The organism is Microbacterium sp. OR16 (assembly GCF_047306725.1).
GTDB lineage: Bacteria > Actinomycetota > Actinomycetes > Actinomycetales > Microbacteriaceae > Microbacterium.
The window spans coordinates 170,937-184,622 of record NZ_JAZEXK010000002.1; the positions used below are offsets into that span (position 1 = coordinate 170,937).

At 71.5% G+C, this 13,686-nt stretch carries 13 protein-coding genes and 1 tRNA gene; 2 read left to right on the top strand and 12 right to left on the bottom strand.

All coding sequences use genetic code 11. The features are described 5' to 3' along the window. Positions 1–60: 60 nt before the first annotated feature. The 10 genes from V2S05_RS11385 to V2S05_RS11430 all read right to left on the bottom strand — a co-directional run bounded on the left by V2S05_RS11385 (position 61) and on the right by V2S05_RS11430 (position 11,245). A complete protein-coding gene (locus tag V2S05_RS11385) occupies positions 61–1,296 on the bottom strand; it encodes a M23 family metallopeptidase (protein WP_413635444.1) in 1,236 nt (411 codons plus the stop codon). Positions 1,297–1,495: 199 nt separating this feature from the next. Continuing rightward, entirely contained in the window at positions 1,496–2,290 is a 795-nt protein-coding gene (locus V2S05_RS11390) for an inositol monophosphatase family protein (protein ID WP_271638496.1), read from the bottom strand. After that, on the bottom strand, positions 2,287–3,831 hold the full coding sequence (locus V2S05_RS11395; RefSeq protein WP_413635446.1) for a hypothetical protein: 1,545 nt from the start codon (positions 3,829–3,831) through the stop codon (positions 2,287–2,289). The genes V2S05_RS11390 and V2S05_RS11395 overlap by 4 nt, the downstream gene beginning before the upstream one ends. A gap of 74 nt (positions 3,832–3,905) precedes the next feature. Beyond that, a complete protein-coding gene (locus tag V2S05_RS11400) occupies positions 3,906–4,715 on the bottom strand; it encodes an enoyl-CoA hydratase/isomerase family protein (protein WP_413635448.1) in 810 nt (269 codons plus the stop codon). A 168-nt stretch (positions 4,716–4,883) separates the two neighbouring features. Further along, complete coding sequence (locus tag V2S05_RS11405; protein WP_413635449.1) at positions 4,884–5,375, bottom strand: FBP domain-containing protein; 492 nt, start codon at positions 5,373–5,375, stop codon at positions 4,884–4,886. A gap of 9 nt (positions 5,376–5,384) precedes the next feature. Then, positions 5,385–5,867 carry a nucleoside deaminase gene (locus V2S05_RS11410; protein WP_413635451.1) on the bottom strand — a complete coding sequence of 161 codons (483 nt, stop codon included), beginning with the start codon at positions 5,865–5,867 and terminating at the stop codon, positions 5,385–5,387. Positions 5,868–5,956: 89 nt separating this feature from the next. Beyond that, positions 5,957–6,172 carry a hypothetical protein gene (locus V2S05_RS11415; protein ID WP_413635453.1) on the bottom strand — a complete coding sequence of 72 codons (216 nt, stop codon included), beginning with the start codon at positions 6,170–6,172 and terminating at the stop codon, positions 5,957–5,959. Positions 6,173–6,561: 389 nt separating this feature from the next. Next, positions 6,562–9,216: a multicopper oxidase domain-containing protein gene (locus V2S05_RS11420; RefSeq protein WP_413635455.1), complete on the bottom strand. Its 2,655-nt coding sequence runs from the start codon at positions 9,214–9,216 to the stop codon at positions 6,562–6,564. Then, the gene (locus V2S05_RS11425; protein ID WP_413635457.1) at positions 9,213–10,421 is read right to left on the bottom strand and encodes a hypothetical protein; all 1,209 of its coding nucleotides are present in this window, start codon (positions 10,419–10,421) and stop codon (positions 9,213–9,215) included. Before V2S05_RS11425 ends, V2S05_RS11420 begins: the two co-directional genes overlap by 4 nt. Positions 10,422–10,585: 164 nt before the next feature. Then, the gene (locus V2S05_RS11430; RefSeq protein ID WP_413635459.1) at positions 10,586–11,245 is read right to left on the bottom strand and encodes a helix-turn-helix transcriptional regulator; all 660 of its coding nucleotides are present in this window, start codon (positions 11,243–11,245) and stop codon (positions 10,586–10,588) included. 58 nt (positions 11,246–11,303) lie between these two features. On the opposite strand from V2S05_RS11430, the gene V2S05_RS11435 reads away from it, so the two are divergent. Then, a complete protein-coding gene (locus tag V2S05_RS11435; RefSeq protein ID WP_413635461.1) occupies positions 11,304–11,621 on the top strand; it encodes a DUF2249 domain-containing protein in 318 nt (105 codons plus the stop codon). A gap of 197 nt (positions 11,622–11,818) precedes the next feature. Here the strand turns inward: V2S05_RS11435 and V2S05_RS11440 are convergent. Both V2S05_RS11440 and V2S05_RS11445 read right to left on the bottom strand, forming a co-directional pair. Further along, positions 11,819–11,899, bottom strand: a tRNA-Tyr gene (locus tag V2S05_RS11440). An 86-nt stretch (positions 11,900–11,985) separates the two neighbouring features. Next, positions 11,986–12,891 (bottom strand): PfkB family carbohydrate kinase, encoded by a 906-nt coding sequence (locus V2S05_RS11445; protein WP_413635463.1) that lies wholly within the window; start codon positions 12,889–12,891, stop codon positions 11,986–11,988. A 174-nt stretch (positions 12,892–13,065) separates the two neighbouring features. Between V2S05_RS11445 and V2S05_RS11450 the strand changes: the two genes are divergently transcribed. Beyond that, positions 13,066–13,647: a hypothetical protein gene (locus V2S05_RS11450; RefSeq protein ID WP_413635465.1), complete on the top strand. Its 582-nt coding sequence runs from the start codon at positions 13,066–13,068 to the stop codon at positions 13,645–13,647. Positions 13,648–13,686 lie beyond the last annotated feature (39 nt).

Consider the following 13,686-nt stretch of genomic DNA (forward strand, 5'->3'; position numbering starts at 1 on the left):
CCCGTTTCCGGGCAACCAGATGAGATTATCACCTCACCGTGTCTCGCGCGAAATCGAGGATCAGTACTCGTAACGCCCGGCGTTTCGCTGCATCCACGGCAGCGGATCGACGGTCGAGCCGTTGATGATGATCTCGAAGTGCAGGTGCGCACCGTACGAACGGCCGGTGTTGCCGACGTGTCCGATGACGTCGCCCACCTTGACCTTGTCGCCGGCCTTGACCTGCATCGAGCCGTGCTGCATGTGCGCGTAGTGACTCGTCACCACCTGGCCGTCGATGACGTGGTCGATGTAGATCGTCACGCCGTATGCGCCGCCCGACTCGGTCGCGATGCGCACCGTGCCGTCGGCGATCGCCTGGATCGGCGCACCCTCTCCGGGCACGAGGTCGATGCCGGCGTGCAGTCGGCCCCAACGCTGGCCGTAGGGCGAGCTCATCGCCACGCCGACCTTGAACGGCCACTGGATGGCCGCCTCGGGGTCGTTCGTGTACAGGCTCTCGGAGAACTTGATGCCCTCTTCGGCCGCGACCTGCGCGAGTGAGATGGTCGAGTACGAGTCAGAGCGTGCGAGCGATTCGCCCTGCACATCGGCGGGGGCGACGAACGCCTGGATCTCGCCCTCGTCGACCTTGTCCGATGACGCGGCGGCAGTCGCTCCCGCGACGAGGGATGCGGAGGCACCGCCCTGCGCGGCGGCGACGGCCGAGACGGGCAGGGTCATCGACACCGCGATGAGACCGGCGACGCCCATGATGCCGAGGCTTGCGCCGGCGGCGACGAACCGCGAGACGCGCGGGCGCCGCGGAGCGAGGTGCGAGGCGACGACGCCCGCCGACACCGGCTCGTCGGCGACGGGCACGTCATCGACGGAGCCGTCGACCCGGGGCTGGTCGTCGACGGGGCGGAAGCCGAAGGCCATCGACGCCGCGGCGAAGGCATCCGCGTCGACCGGCGCTGCCACCGGCTCGGCCTCGGGTGCGACCTGTTCGGCGATCTGCTCGATCTCGACGGCGGAGGGCTCGTCGCGCACCGCGGGTGCGGGCGCAGGCTGCGCGGCGGATGCCACTGATGCCACGATCTCGGCGATGACCGCGGCGGGCGCGGCGATCACGGCCTCGGGCTCCGTGACGGTCGGCGCCTCGGGGCCCGCGCTGGCGGCCATCCGGCGGGCGCGGCGGCTGGTCGCGGCGGCTGAGACGGCGGCGGCGGTCACGGCCGCAGCGGCGGCGACAGCGGATGCCGAAGTCGGGACGACCTGGTCTGCGTTCGGAGTCGTCGAATCCGCGGGGGCCACCGTGGCGGCGCGAAGTCGATTCGAACGACGCGTCGGGGCAGCGGCGTTCTCAGTGTGCTCAGGGGGCAAAACGGATCTCTCGGGGTTCGGGTCAAGCTGGGGAAGGGCTTGGTCACTCTCGCCGTTCGGGCAACGAAAGTAACGATCGGATAAACGCTATCGTGCTCAGGCTGAAAAAGCCATGAGTCCGACATATCGCTCACTCATGTGGGACGGCGATCGCCTCGCACAGCCGACGATGCACGTCGGGTCCGCCGGCGACCAGCATGGGCCGTGCGGCGGAAGGATCGAGGCGCGTCACCACGCCCCCTGCCTCCTCGACCAGGAGCGCTCCGGCAGCGAAGTCCCAGGGATTCAGCCCGCGCTCGAAGAACCCGTCGAGGCGCCCGGCGGCGACATAGGCGAGATCGATCGCCGCGGATCCCATGCGGCGAAGGTCACGAGCCATGGTCATCGCGCGCCCGACCGTGGCCAGATCGCCGTCGTGCGTCGTCGGGTCGTAGCCGAATCCGGTGCCGAGCAGCGCTCCGGCCGGGGTCTCGGTGGTGACGGCGAGGCGGGTGCCGTCGAGCCAGGCGCCCTCACCGCGCACGGCGGTGAACAGCTCGCCCAGTGCCGGAGCGCACACGGCCGCCGCGACGCCCTGCCAGCGCTCGGGATCGGGCTCGCCGTCGACGACGGCGATGCTCACCGAATATCCCGGGATGCCGTACGCGTAGTTCACCGTGCCGTCGATCGGGTCGACCACCCACGTGCGCCCGCTCGAACCGCGCTCGGCGCCGGTCTCCTCCCCGAGGAAGCCGTCGTCAGGGCGCTCGGCGCGCAGCCGCTCGCGGATGAGCTGCTCGACCTCGCGGTCGGCCTCGGTCACGATGTCGGCGATCGTGGACTTGGTCGCCGCGAGCGCCACGCCTTCGGAGCGGCGCCGTCGAGCCAGCTCGCCGGCTTCGCGAGCGATCTCAGCGGCCAGCGCGCCGAGGTCGGCTGCGCTCACGACTGGTCTTCCGTCCGCTGCGGCGGGGTCGGCTCGGTCGACGTGGAGCGCTGGTCAGCCGAAGGGGAGCGCTGATCTCCGTCGGGGTGCAGGCCCTGCGCCTGATCGCCGGTGAGGTGCAGGGCGGGGGCCTGGTCGCCGCCGAGGTGCGAGGCCGGTGCCTGCGCGGTGCCGGGCTGCGGGGCCGCGGCCTGGTCGCCGCCGGAGTGCGGGGCCGGAGGAACCGGAGGAGGCGTCGGGATGCCGGAATCGTGCGGCACCGGAGGCACCGGCGGGACCGGAGGCACCGGAGGGAGAGTCGAGGCGCCGGAATCGTGCGGCGCCGGAGGCGCCGGAGGCACCGGAGGCACCGGAGGGAGAGTCGAGGCGCCGGAATCGTGCGGCGCAGGCGGCGCCGGCTGGCCGCTGGGTGCGGCCGCGCCACCGTAAGGGGCGTTCAGCACCGACGGACCGTGCGAGACCGAACCGTGCGAGACCGAACCGTGCGAGACCGAACCGTGCGACTGCGAAGGCGCGTGGGGTGCCGGCGGGGCGGGCGGCGCCGGCGGCACAGGCGGAGCAGTCGGCACGCCCGCAGCCGAACGGTCGCTGGCGCGCGGAGGCACGTGCGCGAACGGCGCGCTGTCATCCCACTTCGGCTCGACTCGCGGCGCGACCGTGGGAGAACCTGCTTGGGGCCCGGCCGGCGCGGCGTGCCCGTACGAATGCTGCGGGGCTTCGAGCGTCGGGAAGCTCGACGCCTGCTGCGGCGCGTAGGTCGGACGGCCGGTGTAATACGCGTTCAGGTCGGGGCTGCCGTCGGGCAGAGCCGGAAGCGGCGTGCGACCGTCGGCGTAGGTCGGCCACATCTGCTGCGGCGCGACGGCGACCGGCCGCGCGGGCCGGGGTGCACGCGGAGCGAACAGCGCGTTCAGCAGCGGGATCAGGGTGGTGCCGACGGCAGTGAGGATCGCCAGCGCGACCACGATGCGCCAGTACAGGTCGTCGTACCGGAACTGCTCGGGGAACGTCAGGTGGAACACCAGCAGCGCGACGAGGCCCGCGAGCATCGCGAACGTGACGATGACGATCACACGCGTGAAGGTGGTGACGTAGCGGCGGGATGCCTTCGTGAACAGGCGCACGTGCACGAGCGCGAGCTGCAGGATCGCGATCACGAGCAGGAACTGGAAGAATCTCGCTCCCGCCCAGCCGAAAGTCTCCGACATGTCACGCGGCAGCCAGATCTTCACCGCGCCGACGAGCAGCACGATGATCCAGCTGATCATGCTCGACAGGGCGAGCCAGTCTGGCCGACGCTCGGCGAGATGCGCCTCGGCGATAGCGACGCCGGCGAACAGGGCGAGCAGCAGGATCGTGAGGAACGCACGCCCGATGAGGCCGTCCTGGTCGCCGACGAGCACCCAGACGACGCACACGAGGGCGGCCGCGATCAGCGCGCCGATCGCGATCCAGATCGCGCCGCGCAACAGCTTCGACGACATCGGCTTGTGCGCATCGGCGTTCACCGGATGCTCGGCTGACGGTGTGACGTCGGACATGATGAGATCCTCCCCGGTCGGTGCTCTCATCCTCGCATGCACCGGTCAAGACGACCGGATGCTGTGCAGAGACGTCAGCGCTCGCGCGATGCGGCCGCGAATCCGGCGATGCGCGCCTGCGCGTCGGCCGTGTCGAACGCCGCGCCGATCGAGTCGGCCTCGGCGCTCAGCTGCTCTTCGAACGACCGCGACGGCTGCGAGCGCACGAGGCGCTTGGCGTGCCCGTACGCACCGGATGCGCCGGCCAGCCAGAACCGCGCGACCTCCTCAGCGCGCTCGCGCACGGCATCCGCCTCGGCATCCGGATCGGATCCCGCCTCGCCCGACGGGCCGGCGATCGCCTCGGCGACGAGGCCCCATTCGACGGCTTCATCAGCCGACAGCATCCGGTCCTGCAGCAGCAGCTGCAGAGCGCGGCGCTCGCCGACCGCCCGTGCCAGCTGCGCTGAGACCGACAGGTCGGGCGTCAGTCCGATGTTCGCGTAGCGGCTGCCGATCTTCGAGCTCGCGCCGATGACCGCGTAGTCGCTGCACATCAGGATGCCGAGGCCGCCCCCCGCCGTGGTGCCGTGCGCGGCCGCGACGACCGGGACGGCCGAGGTCGTCAGCGACAGGATGCCCGCGTTGATGACCTGCGCGAGTGCGGTGATCTCGTGCCCGCCCGACATGCTCGCCGACATGGCGCGCACGTCGCCGCCTGCGCAGAACGCGCGGCCGCGACCCTCGATGAGGATGGCGCCGACATCGTTGCGAGCGACGGCCGCGGCCGTGGCGTCCCGCCAGGCGTGCGCCAGGTCGGCGTCGAAGGCGTTCAGGCTCGCGGGACGGTTGAGCGTGAGCCGGGCGAGGCCCTCGTCGATCGTGAGCAGCAGCGGCTCGGTCATGGCTCTCCTTCGATGCGCAGGACGGGGTTTCAGCCTACCCGGTACTGAGCGTCACGCCTGCGGCTCGTCGCCGGCCGCTGCCAGGTCACTTCGGTACGCTCACGGGCCGGAAGCCGTACGAACCTGACCTCGCTCGCAGGCGCAGACGCAACCGCGGGTCGGCGGCGGTCAGTCCTCCGACAGCACGCGCACCACGAAGTCCTCCATGCGGTGCTTCGTGCCGTCGAGCCGCTGGTCGATCTGACCGGGGGCGCGCACCTCGCTCGGTGCCAGCGGATGCGCGAGTCGCACGTTGTCATGGCACGACAGGTCGGCGCAGATGTACGTACCCGCGCTGTCGCCGCGGCGGCCCTTCGCTCCCCCGCGCCGCGCGGTCAGCAGCGCGACCTGGTTGCCAGGCTGCATCGTGCGGCAGATGTTGCACATGCCCGAGCGCACCCGCGCCGGGTCGGTCGAACGCAGCACGATGCCCATCGGCTGGCCGTCGCGCTCGACGATCACGACGGCGCGCCGGCTCGATTCGGGATCGCGCCAGGCGAGGAAATCGATGTAGTCCCAGTCGGTCAGGATGAAGTCGTGGGGCAAGCCGATCTGGTCGATCTCCTCGGCGTCGGCGTTCTTGATCGCCTCGCGCACCTGGGTCTCGGTGAGTGGTCGCATCGATCCAGTCTAGGAAGACTGACGCTCGGCGAGGCGGCGCTGCAGCTCTTTCACCTCGTCGATCAGCTCGTCGGCGGGCCCGTCGACCGGGATGCCCGGAGCCACCGCCTGGATCGGCAGCGCTGCCACAGGTCCGAGCCTGAGCCCCCACTCCTCGTGCCACTGCGACAGCTGCGCCGACGAGGTCGCGTACACGATGCGGCCCAGGCCCACCCAGGCATGCGCCGCCGAGCACATCGGGCAGTGCTCACCGGAGGTGTAGACCGTGGCATCCGCTCGCTCCGGCGCAGACAGGTGGGCTGCCGCCCAGCGCGCGATCTCGAACTCCGGATGCCTGGTGTGATCGCCACCGGCGACCCTGTTGCGGTCCTCGAAGAGCACGTCTCCGTCGGCCGAAACGATCAGAGAGCCGAACGGCTCGTCGCCGTCGTTCAGCGCCTCGCTGGCGAGCTCGACACAGCGGCGCAGATGGGTCAGGTCCGTGGCATCCATGGCGTCCACCCTCTCATCCGGCCGCGTCGATCACCGCGACGATCTCGTCGTGACCGTGCTCGACCGCCAGCTCGCGCGACGTGCGCCCCTCACTGTCGGTGATGTTCGGGTCGGCCCCCGCCTCGAGCAGCGTCTTCGATCGCGCGAATGGTCGCGTCGGCGTCCTCCGCGTCGATCGCCGCCCACAGGTCGGCTGTCGCCCGTTCCGCCGGGTCGGGCCGCGGGTCGTCGGATGCCGGACAGCGCCCGACCAGGGCGCCCCAGGTGAACACCGCGGCGAGCGCGACCAGCACCGTCCGGATCATGCGGCCTCCTCGAGTCAGGGGAAGCGCAGGCCAGAACCCTGTGTCCGCGGAAGCCGTGGCTGTTGCCTTCCGGGGGCCGACCGGGCAGGGCCGCGCACCGTTACAGTCCGGGGGCCGACACTCCAGATGTCGGACCGATCACCACGAAACGTCCTTCATCTGGCGTGTCGGCCCCCGATTCGTCACCGACGGGGCAGGCCGCGCACCTCCATGCGCCGGGGGACCGACCGGGCCGCGCACCGTTACATTCCGGGGGCTGACACTCCAGATGTCGGACCGATCACCACGACACGTCCTTCATCTGGCGTGTCGGCCCCCGATTCGTCTCGGAAGGGCGGCCGGGCAGGCCGCGCCGTCATGCTTCGGAGGCCGTACGGGGCGGCACGGCCCTACTTCCCCACCGCGAACTGCCCGTGCGCTCCCCGCTCGGCGTCGATCATGAGGTGCGACACGAACGGATACGTGCCCTTCTCGGGGAAGATCAGCTCGACGAACCCGCCCTGCGCGGGCTGCAGCGCCAGAGCCTGCGATCCGGTTTCGGCCGAGTGATCGAGCAGATATGCGCCCTCGGCCCAGACCGTGTCGAACTGGCCTCCGATGACGTGGAAGCTGCTGGGGCGCTCGATCCCGGCATCCAGCACCCACACCCGCACCCGCTCGCCGACCGCTGCCTGAAGCGGCGCGTGATCGTACTGATTCGCGTAGCCGTTGAAGGTGACGAGGTCGGGGTCGCGCGTGGCGATGCGGTCGGGGTCGACCGTGCCGCCGTCGTGATCGCCGAGGTAGTACTCGCCCTGCACCAGCACGTAGCTGCGGTCCACGGCTGGCAGGTCGGCGGGCTCGATGATCACGGCGCCGTACATACCGTTGGCGATGTGCGCGGTCATCGGCATGGTCGAGCAGTGGTACATCCAGATCCCGGCCCGTGTCGCGGTGAACGTGTAGGTGAGGCTCTGGCCCGGCGGGATTGTGCGCATCGGCCGGTCGGGGGCGAGTGAGCCGGCATGGAAGTCGATGGAGTGCCCCATCGTGCCCTTGTTCTCGAGCGTGATGACGAAGCGGTCGCCGACCCTGCCGTGCAGCAGCGGCCCGGGGGCGGTGCCGTTGTACGTCCACAGCGTCTGGGTCACGCCCGGCGCGACCTTGCGCTTCTCGTCTCGGACGGTGAGAGTGAGCTCGCGGGTCACCGGGGCAGCGGATGCCGGAAGCGCGGGCAGCTCGGCATCGTAGGGCTCGAAGCCCGGGCCGGGGTCGGCCATCAGGTCGGGGGCGGTCGCGGTGTCGCTCGTGGTGTCGCCGCCCATATGGCCCATGTCATGCCCAGCGGCATCCGGTTTCGAGTCGCCGCCGGTCTCGCTGCCGGCCTCGGCGCCGGTGGCGATGATCTGCAGCGTCATTCCCATCTGCCGATGCCCGAGGATCGAACACCAGCCGTCGAGGTCGCCGGTGATCACGCCGACGTCGATCGTCTCCTTCTCGCCCGGCGCGAGGCGCCCGCCCGCGATCCCGTTGGCGAAGACGAGATCGTGCACCTGCTCGTCGTCGGTGTTGGTGACCTCGACGACCAGCCGGGTGCCCACCGGCACCTCGATGCGGTTCGGGGTGAAGCGCATGTTGGCCGCCTCGACCTGCACGGTCTGCACCGGGGCATCCGCCGCTCCCACCGGCGCGGCACTCCAGCCGAGACCGGCCGGATCGACCGCGGCGAGACCCGCCGCCACGAGCACCACCGCCAGCACTCCAGCGACAGCCTGCCCGGATCGGCGCCCCGGCGCGTGCTCACCCTCGGGAACGATCGGCCCCCGGCGACCGCTCGACCTGGCGTCCAGCGGGTCATTCGCGGCCTTCGCCCGGCGCTGGGCGCGCATCGCGCGCCACATCACGACGAGGAACGACGCCATCGCGACGAGGTACATGATCGACGCGACCACGCGCATGAGGCTCGACACCGGCAGGGCGCAGACAGAGAGCGCGGCGTTGGCCACCGTGACGCGCAGGATACCGGCCGCATCGAACCCGGCCGTGCCGACGCGCACGGGCGCGGGGCCGCCGCCCAACACCACGGGGACGAGGTAGCTCAGCGCGCCGACGAGCACCTGCGCGGCGAAGCCCGCGGCCAGGTACGGCACGACCTGAGCGAAGAGGGCGTCGAGTGCCGGGAAGCCACTGCCGTCGAGCGCGGCTAGAACCGCACCCACCGCGACCACGGCGACGGCGCCCGCCCACCACAGCAGCGCCGCACCCACAGACAGGGCCGCGAAGCTGCGCGGAGCCTTCTGTCGCGCGGCCCCGATCAGCGAGCCGAAGATGATCCCGAGTCCCGCGAGGTACACGCCAAGCCCGGCGGCGACGACGAGCAGCTGTGCGAGCGCGGCCCCGGTGGCGGCGACCACGACACCGCCGGCGAGGACGGGCAGGGCACGGGATGCCCCGGTCGCGGCGCCCTCGTCGGCGCGGGTGCGCAGGATCGTGGGCCACAGCGTGACGACCGTGCCCGCGACGGTGAGCCCGATCCAGCCCAGCACGTTGATCAGCGCGTGCGCGATGACGAGGTTCGGCGCCGAGTCGCCGCGCGCGAGCCAGGCACCGAGGGCTGCGCCGATCGTCAGCAGCGCGGCCGAGGCGACGTAGTACCTGATGGTGCGGCCGAAGCGGCCCGGCATGCTGCCGCGCATCCGGGCGAGCAGGGTCGCCCCGTGCCAGCCGACCGCGACGATCAGCGCGGCCGCTCCGGTGACGGTGATCGCCCAGAGGCCGCTGATCACACCCGCGATCACGAGCGCGGCGGCGGAGTTCGACAGGATCAACCGGATGCTCTGGCGCCGGCGATCCATGTCTGTGGCGGCGCTGCGAAGCAGGGCGAACGAGAAGTACTGACTCCACACGAGGATCGCGTGCGTGACCGCGCCGAGCAGCAGCAGATGGATCATCAGCCAGCCCGGCATCGGCAGCGCACGGTGCGCGAGGGCGGCCGCAACCGTGAGCAGCAGCCACAGCACGGTCGGGATGTCGCGCATCGGCCAGAATCCGCGGTTCTTCGTCATGCGGAGCCCTCCTCCACGGTCGGCGCACCATCGGATCGGGAGGGCGCGCCATCGGATCGGGAGGGCGCGCCATCGGTCCGGGAGAACGCGCGGCGCGGAGGGTCCACGCGCAGCATCCGTCCTCCCCCGGCGGAGTTCTCCTCCCGAGCGGTGGCGGCCGCGGGGGCGCGCGCCGGTCCGCGCACCGCGCTGTACACGGCGGTCAGCACGAACAGCAGCAGCGCGATGACGCCGAGCACTCCCCCGATGCGCCAGGCCGCCGGCATCCCGAGACCGTCGCCCACCCACACGCGCACGACCAGCGCCAGCTGCAGCAGCGCGACCGGCGCCCAGAAGGCGGGGCGGTAGGGCAGGGCGATCCGCAGCACGGCGGGAAGGATCGTCGTCGCGTGCGCCATGATCATCGAGAACGTGTAGCCGAGGAACACCGCGTGGATCACCGCGTCGTAGGCGGGTTGCGCCTCGGGCGATCCGAGCAGCAGCACGAGCCCCGCGACCGCGAGCCAGACGTACCCCGCCAGGATGCACGCCGCCATGTACCGTGTCACACCCGTCGCGCGGATCGTGCGACGCGCGACATCATGCACGACCAGCCAGCCCGTCAGCGACAGCAGCACGAGGCCGAGCGCGATGGCCCCGGCGTCGGGGAAGACGAGTCCGACGACCAGCGCCGCCGTCACCGCCCAGCCGTGCACGAGAAGCCGGATGCCCGCCGCCGGCCCCATCGTGATGCGCGCGAGCTCGACCCGCTCGGCCGCGATCGTCAGCACGAGGAAGCCGATGAGCCACGGGATGACGCGGGTCATCGTGTCCTGCCCGATCCAGATGAGCGCTCCGGCGAGCGCGAGGCCCGCTGCGAGCAGCTGGGTGAGCAGCGCGTGGTCGTACTGTCGTCGCCACAGCGGGATGTAGACGGTGAGGAAGGATGCCGCACCCGCGGCGAGCACGATCTTCGCCGCGACCAGCGGCACGAGCGGAGTGACGAGCAGGATGCCGCCGATGCCGAGCAGCGCGGGCGCGACATAGCCCATCGGCCGGGCGAGAGCGGTGGCTCGTTCCAGGCTGATCAGCGTTCCCACGAAGCCCAGCACGAGCAGCATCCCGTGCACGTGGGGAAGACGCTCGGCGGTGACCGGCGCGGGCAGACCCAGCAGCAGCAGGCCGGCGTCGAGCCCGGCGAGCAGGGCGAGGCCGGCGGGCAGCATCCACACCAGGCGCAGACCCGGGCGGCGTCGCGAGGACCCGGGCGAAAAACCACGTCCCTCGCGAGAATCCACGCGGGGAGTGGTTCCTCGCGCAGAACGCGGTTTCTCGGCGGAGGCGCCGGGGCGCGGCAGGCCGGCGGAGGCTGCGGCGCGCGGAACGCCGTTCATGATGCGGTCCGCAGGTGCAGCGCGCACGCGCCGTCGGCCTGGAAGGGCAGCAGCGTGGCATCCGCCGTCGCGTCGCGAGAGCGCAGGATGCCCGCGATCATCCCCTCGTGCACCGCGCAGACCACATCGGCACGGCGAGCCGCCACCGACAGCAGCGGGCAGCGGTGCAGCCGGATGCCGCCGCCGTCGTCGATCGGCGCGAAGCCCTGCTCGCGCATGACCTCGACGACCATCTCGCGGGGCGTGGCCGCGGCATCCGGATGCTGAGCGGCGATCTGCGCGCCCCACTGCTCACCCGACGCGCGCGCCTGCCCGACCGGATCGGCCACAACCTGCGTGAGGGTGTCGGCGAGCGCGAGCGCGAGTCCGGCGTAGGGGTTCACAGTGTCGGCAGGCGGCGCCTGCCACCGCCAGCCGGGGCGCCCGCGGCCCTGCACCTCGGCACGGACCCGGCGCAGCCGGCCGTCGAGGCGCAGCCGCTCGAGATGCTCGCGGACGGTGTTCTCGTGCAGGCCGGTGGCGGCCACGATGTCGGACGTGGATGCCGAGGCACGCGATTCGACCTCACGGAGGATCCGCTCGCGCGTCGAAGAATATCGACCCCCGTCTGCACCGCGGCGGACCGGCTTTTCTCCGGTCGATTCTGCATTTTCCACGGTATCCAGTGTAATAAAATCGACCGCACACGCCCACCTCGCGGAGACGGAGAAAATCATGGGAAACATCGAGATCCACAGGTCACGTTCGGAAGCCACCTCCCAGATGCCGGGCGGCACGGGCTGCGCGTGCGGCGGCCACGACGAGAAGCTGCCCGAGCTCGACGCGCAGGCCATCCCGCACGCAGTGCGCCACGCGGCGATCTTCGGGGCGATCGAGTCGCTGCAGCCAGGCGGCGCCCTGGTGATCTCGGCTACGCACGACCCGGTGCCGCTGCTGACCCAGCTGCGCGGCAAGCACGGCGACACCTTTCACACTCGCTATCTCGACGAGGGCCCCGAGCGCTGGCGCATCCTGGTGCGCAACGCCGGCTGAGGGTGGTGGCGCGACCCGCTGCCGTCGCATCGCGCCGTGGGGGCGTTCGAGTGGCCCCGTATGACCGGCTCCCGCGACGCGAGGCGACGATTCGGCACCTGCGAACGACAGCGAGGCGACGAATCGGGACCTGCGGACGACTCATAGAGGAGCGAACGACGAAGGCCCTCGCAATGCGAGGGCCTTCGGTCTGGATGTGGCAAGTGAGGGATTCGAACCCCCGAAGCTTACGCGGCTGATTTACAGTCAGCTCCCTTTGGCCGCTCGGGCAACTTGCCAGTGCACACCCGTCCGGCTTTCTCAGCCAACCGGGGGCGCGAAGATCAAGCATACCGGTCGCCGGCGGCGGTGAGAAATCGAGCGGTCAGCTGCCGAACACGCCCCGCTCCGCCTCTTGCAGCGACTCCGGCGTGCGCAGCAGTCCGCCCTCTGCCCGGCACGTTGCCGCGGCGATGAGCATGGCGTCGTCTATCAGCCGCTGCCACTCGGCATCCGTCTTCGGCTCCCCGCGCGACAGCCCGGCGACGACGGCCGCGAGCGTCGCGTCTCCCGCGCCGACGGTGTCGACGACCGGGCCGGGGAGCGTGGCGATCGGCGCACGGAACACGCCTGCGTCCGATTCGAGCACCGCACCCTCGGCACCGGCGGTGGCGAGCACGGCCATCGCGCCGAGCCCGCGCAGCCGCTCGCGCAGCGCGTCGAGGTCGCCGTCGTAGAGCAGGGCCGCGTCGTCTGCGCCGACCTTCACCAGCTCCGCCCTGGCGGCGAGGCGCTCGAACCCGCGCACGAACTCGGCGACGTCGCCCATCATCCCGCTGCGGGGGTTCGGATCGACGGCGACTCGGGCATCCCCCAGCGCATCGACCAGCGCATCTACCTCGTCGGATCGATCGAACGGGAAGCAGCTGATCGCGACGACGTCGGCGTCAGAGATCGCCGCACGCGCCGCCTCGTCGTACCGGATGCTGCGGCCGCGAGCGGCCTCGTTGAAGGCGTACTGCGGCTCGCCCGCCGGCGACCACGTGACGACCGCGCGCGACGACCCCCGCGGCGACGGACTCTCGATCAGGCGCACGCCGTGATCGCGCAGGTACTCGCGGATGTGCGCACCCGCCTCGTCATCGCCGACCATCGCGATCAGCGTCGTCTCGACGCCCAGCCGGCGCAGGCCCACGGCGACGTTCAGCGCGGCCCCGCCGACCAGCTCACGCACGCCGGAGGCATCACGGATCTCATCGATCAGGGCATCGCCGATCACCACTGCACTCATTCTGCGAGGGTACCGCGGGCGGTCGGCCGACGGCAGTTCCGAGGCGTTGCGAGAACGGGCTCGTGGGCTCAGGACAGGACGGATGCCCTGAGTGCGCCCGCCCTGGCTGGCCGCCCTGTTCCGGGTGACGGCGCGGCGCATGCGGGGCGCGCCGCGCGGTCGTACTGTGTGGTCATGAAGCTCCGCGCCGGCGCGGCAGTCGCGCTCCTCCTGGCATCCGTCACTGCTCTGGCGGGCTGCGCCTCCGCCGGACCGGAGCAGGCGGCGACGCCGTCGATGAGCGCCGCGCCATCGGCATCCGGATCCCCCTCGGCGTCGGCGACCCCGACCCCGACTCCGACGCTCGTGCCGCTGCCGGGTGACTGCCGTGAGATCCTCTCGGACGACGTGCTGACGCAGCTCGAGGGCGTGCCGCTGAACGATCCCGCCTTTGGCGACAGCGGGCTGGTCAGCGGCTCGCTCGTCTGCAACTGGGGCGACCCCCGCGCCGACACCACGGGCCTGAGCACCACCATCTCGCGGATGGACCGCGGCCCCGCGCTCGACCTGCTCAACACCCTGGCCGCCGACCAGGGGTTCACCTGCTACACCCCCGACGGCGGCACGCGCTGCGAGAAGAGCTGGCAGAACGAGCAGTACCCCGTCACCGACGGACGCACGCTCTTCTGGCGCGACGGCCTGCTGATCGACACGCGCTACTCGAACCTCGCGCCCAACGGATACACCTCGAGCATCATCGCGGCCCTCTGGGGTTGACCGCCACCCGCCGGCCCGCCCACTCGCCGCCCGCCGCCC

What these genes read in the sequence shown, in the direction of transcription:
- V2S05_RS11425 (WP_413635457.1), bottom strand. Translation starts at nt 10,421, where the DNA reads ATGCTGCCCGCCGGCCTCGCCCTGCTCGCCGGGCTCGACGCCGGCCTG.
- V2S05_RS11405 (WP_413635449.1), bottom strand. Translation starts at nt 5,375, where the DNA reads ATGCGACCACTCACCGAGACCCAGGTGCGCGAGGCGATCAAGAACGCC.
- V2S05_RS11415 (WP_413635453.1), bottom strand. Translation starts at nt 6,172, where the DNA reads ATGATCCGGACGGTGCTGGTCGCGCTCGCCGCGGTGTTCACCTGGGGC.
- V2S05_RS11435 (WP_413635461.1), top strand. Translation starts at nt 11,304, where the DNA reads ATGGGAAACATCGAGATCCACAGGTCACGTTCGGAAGCCACCTCCCAG.
- V2S05_RS11445 (WP_413635463.1), bottom strand. Translation starts at nt 12,891, where the DNA reads ATGAGTGCAGTGGTGATCGGCGATGCCCTGATCGATGAGATCCGTGAT.
- V2S05_RS11420 (WP_413635455.1), bottom strand. Translation starts at nt 9,216, where the DNA reads ATGACGAAGAACCGCGGATTCTGGCCGATGCGCGACATCCCGACCGTG.
- V2S05_RS11450 (WP_413635465.1), top strand. Translation starts at nt 13,066, where the DNA reads ATGAAGCTCCGCGCCGGCGCGGCAGTCGCGCTCCTCCTGGCATCCGTC.
- V2S05_RS11395 (WP_413635446.1), bottom strand. Translation starts at nt 3,831, where the DNA reads ATGTCCGACGTCACACCGTCAGCCGAGCATCCGGTGAACGCCGATGCG.
- V2S05_RS11400 (WP_413635448.1), bottom strand. Translation starts at nt 4,715, where the DNA reads ATGACCGAGCCGCTGCTGCTCACGATCGACGAGGGCCTCGCCCGGCTC.
- V2S05_RS11410 (WP_413635451.1), bottom strand. Translation starts at nt 5,867, where the DNA reads ATGGATGCCACGGACCTGACCCATCTGCGCCGCTGTGTCGAGCTCGCC.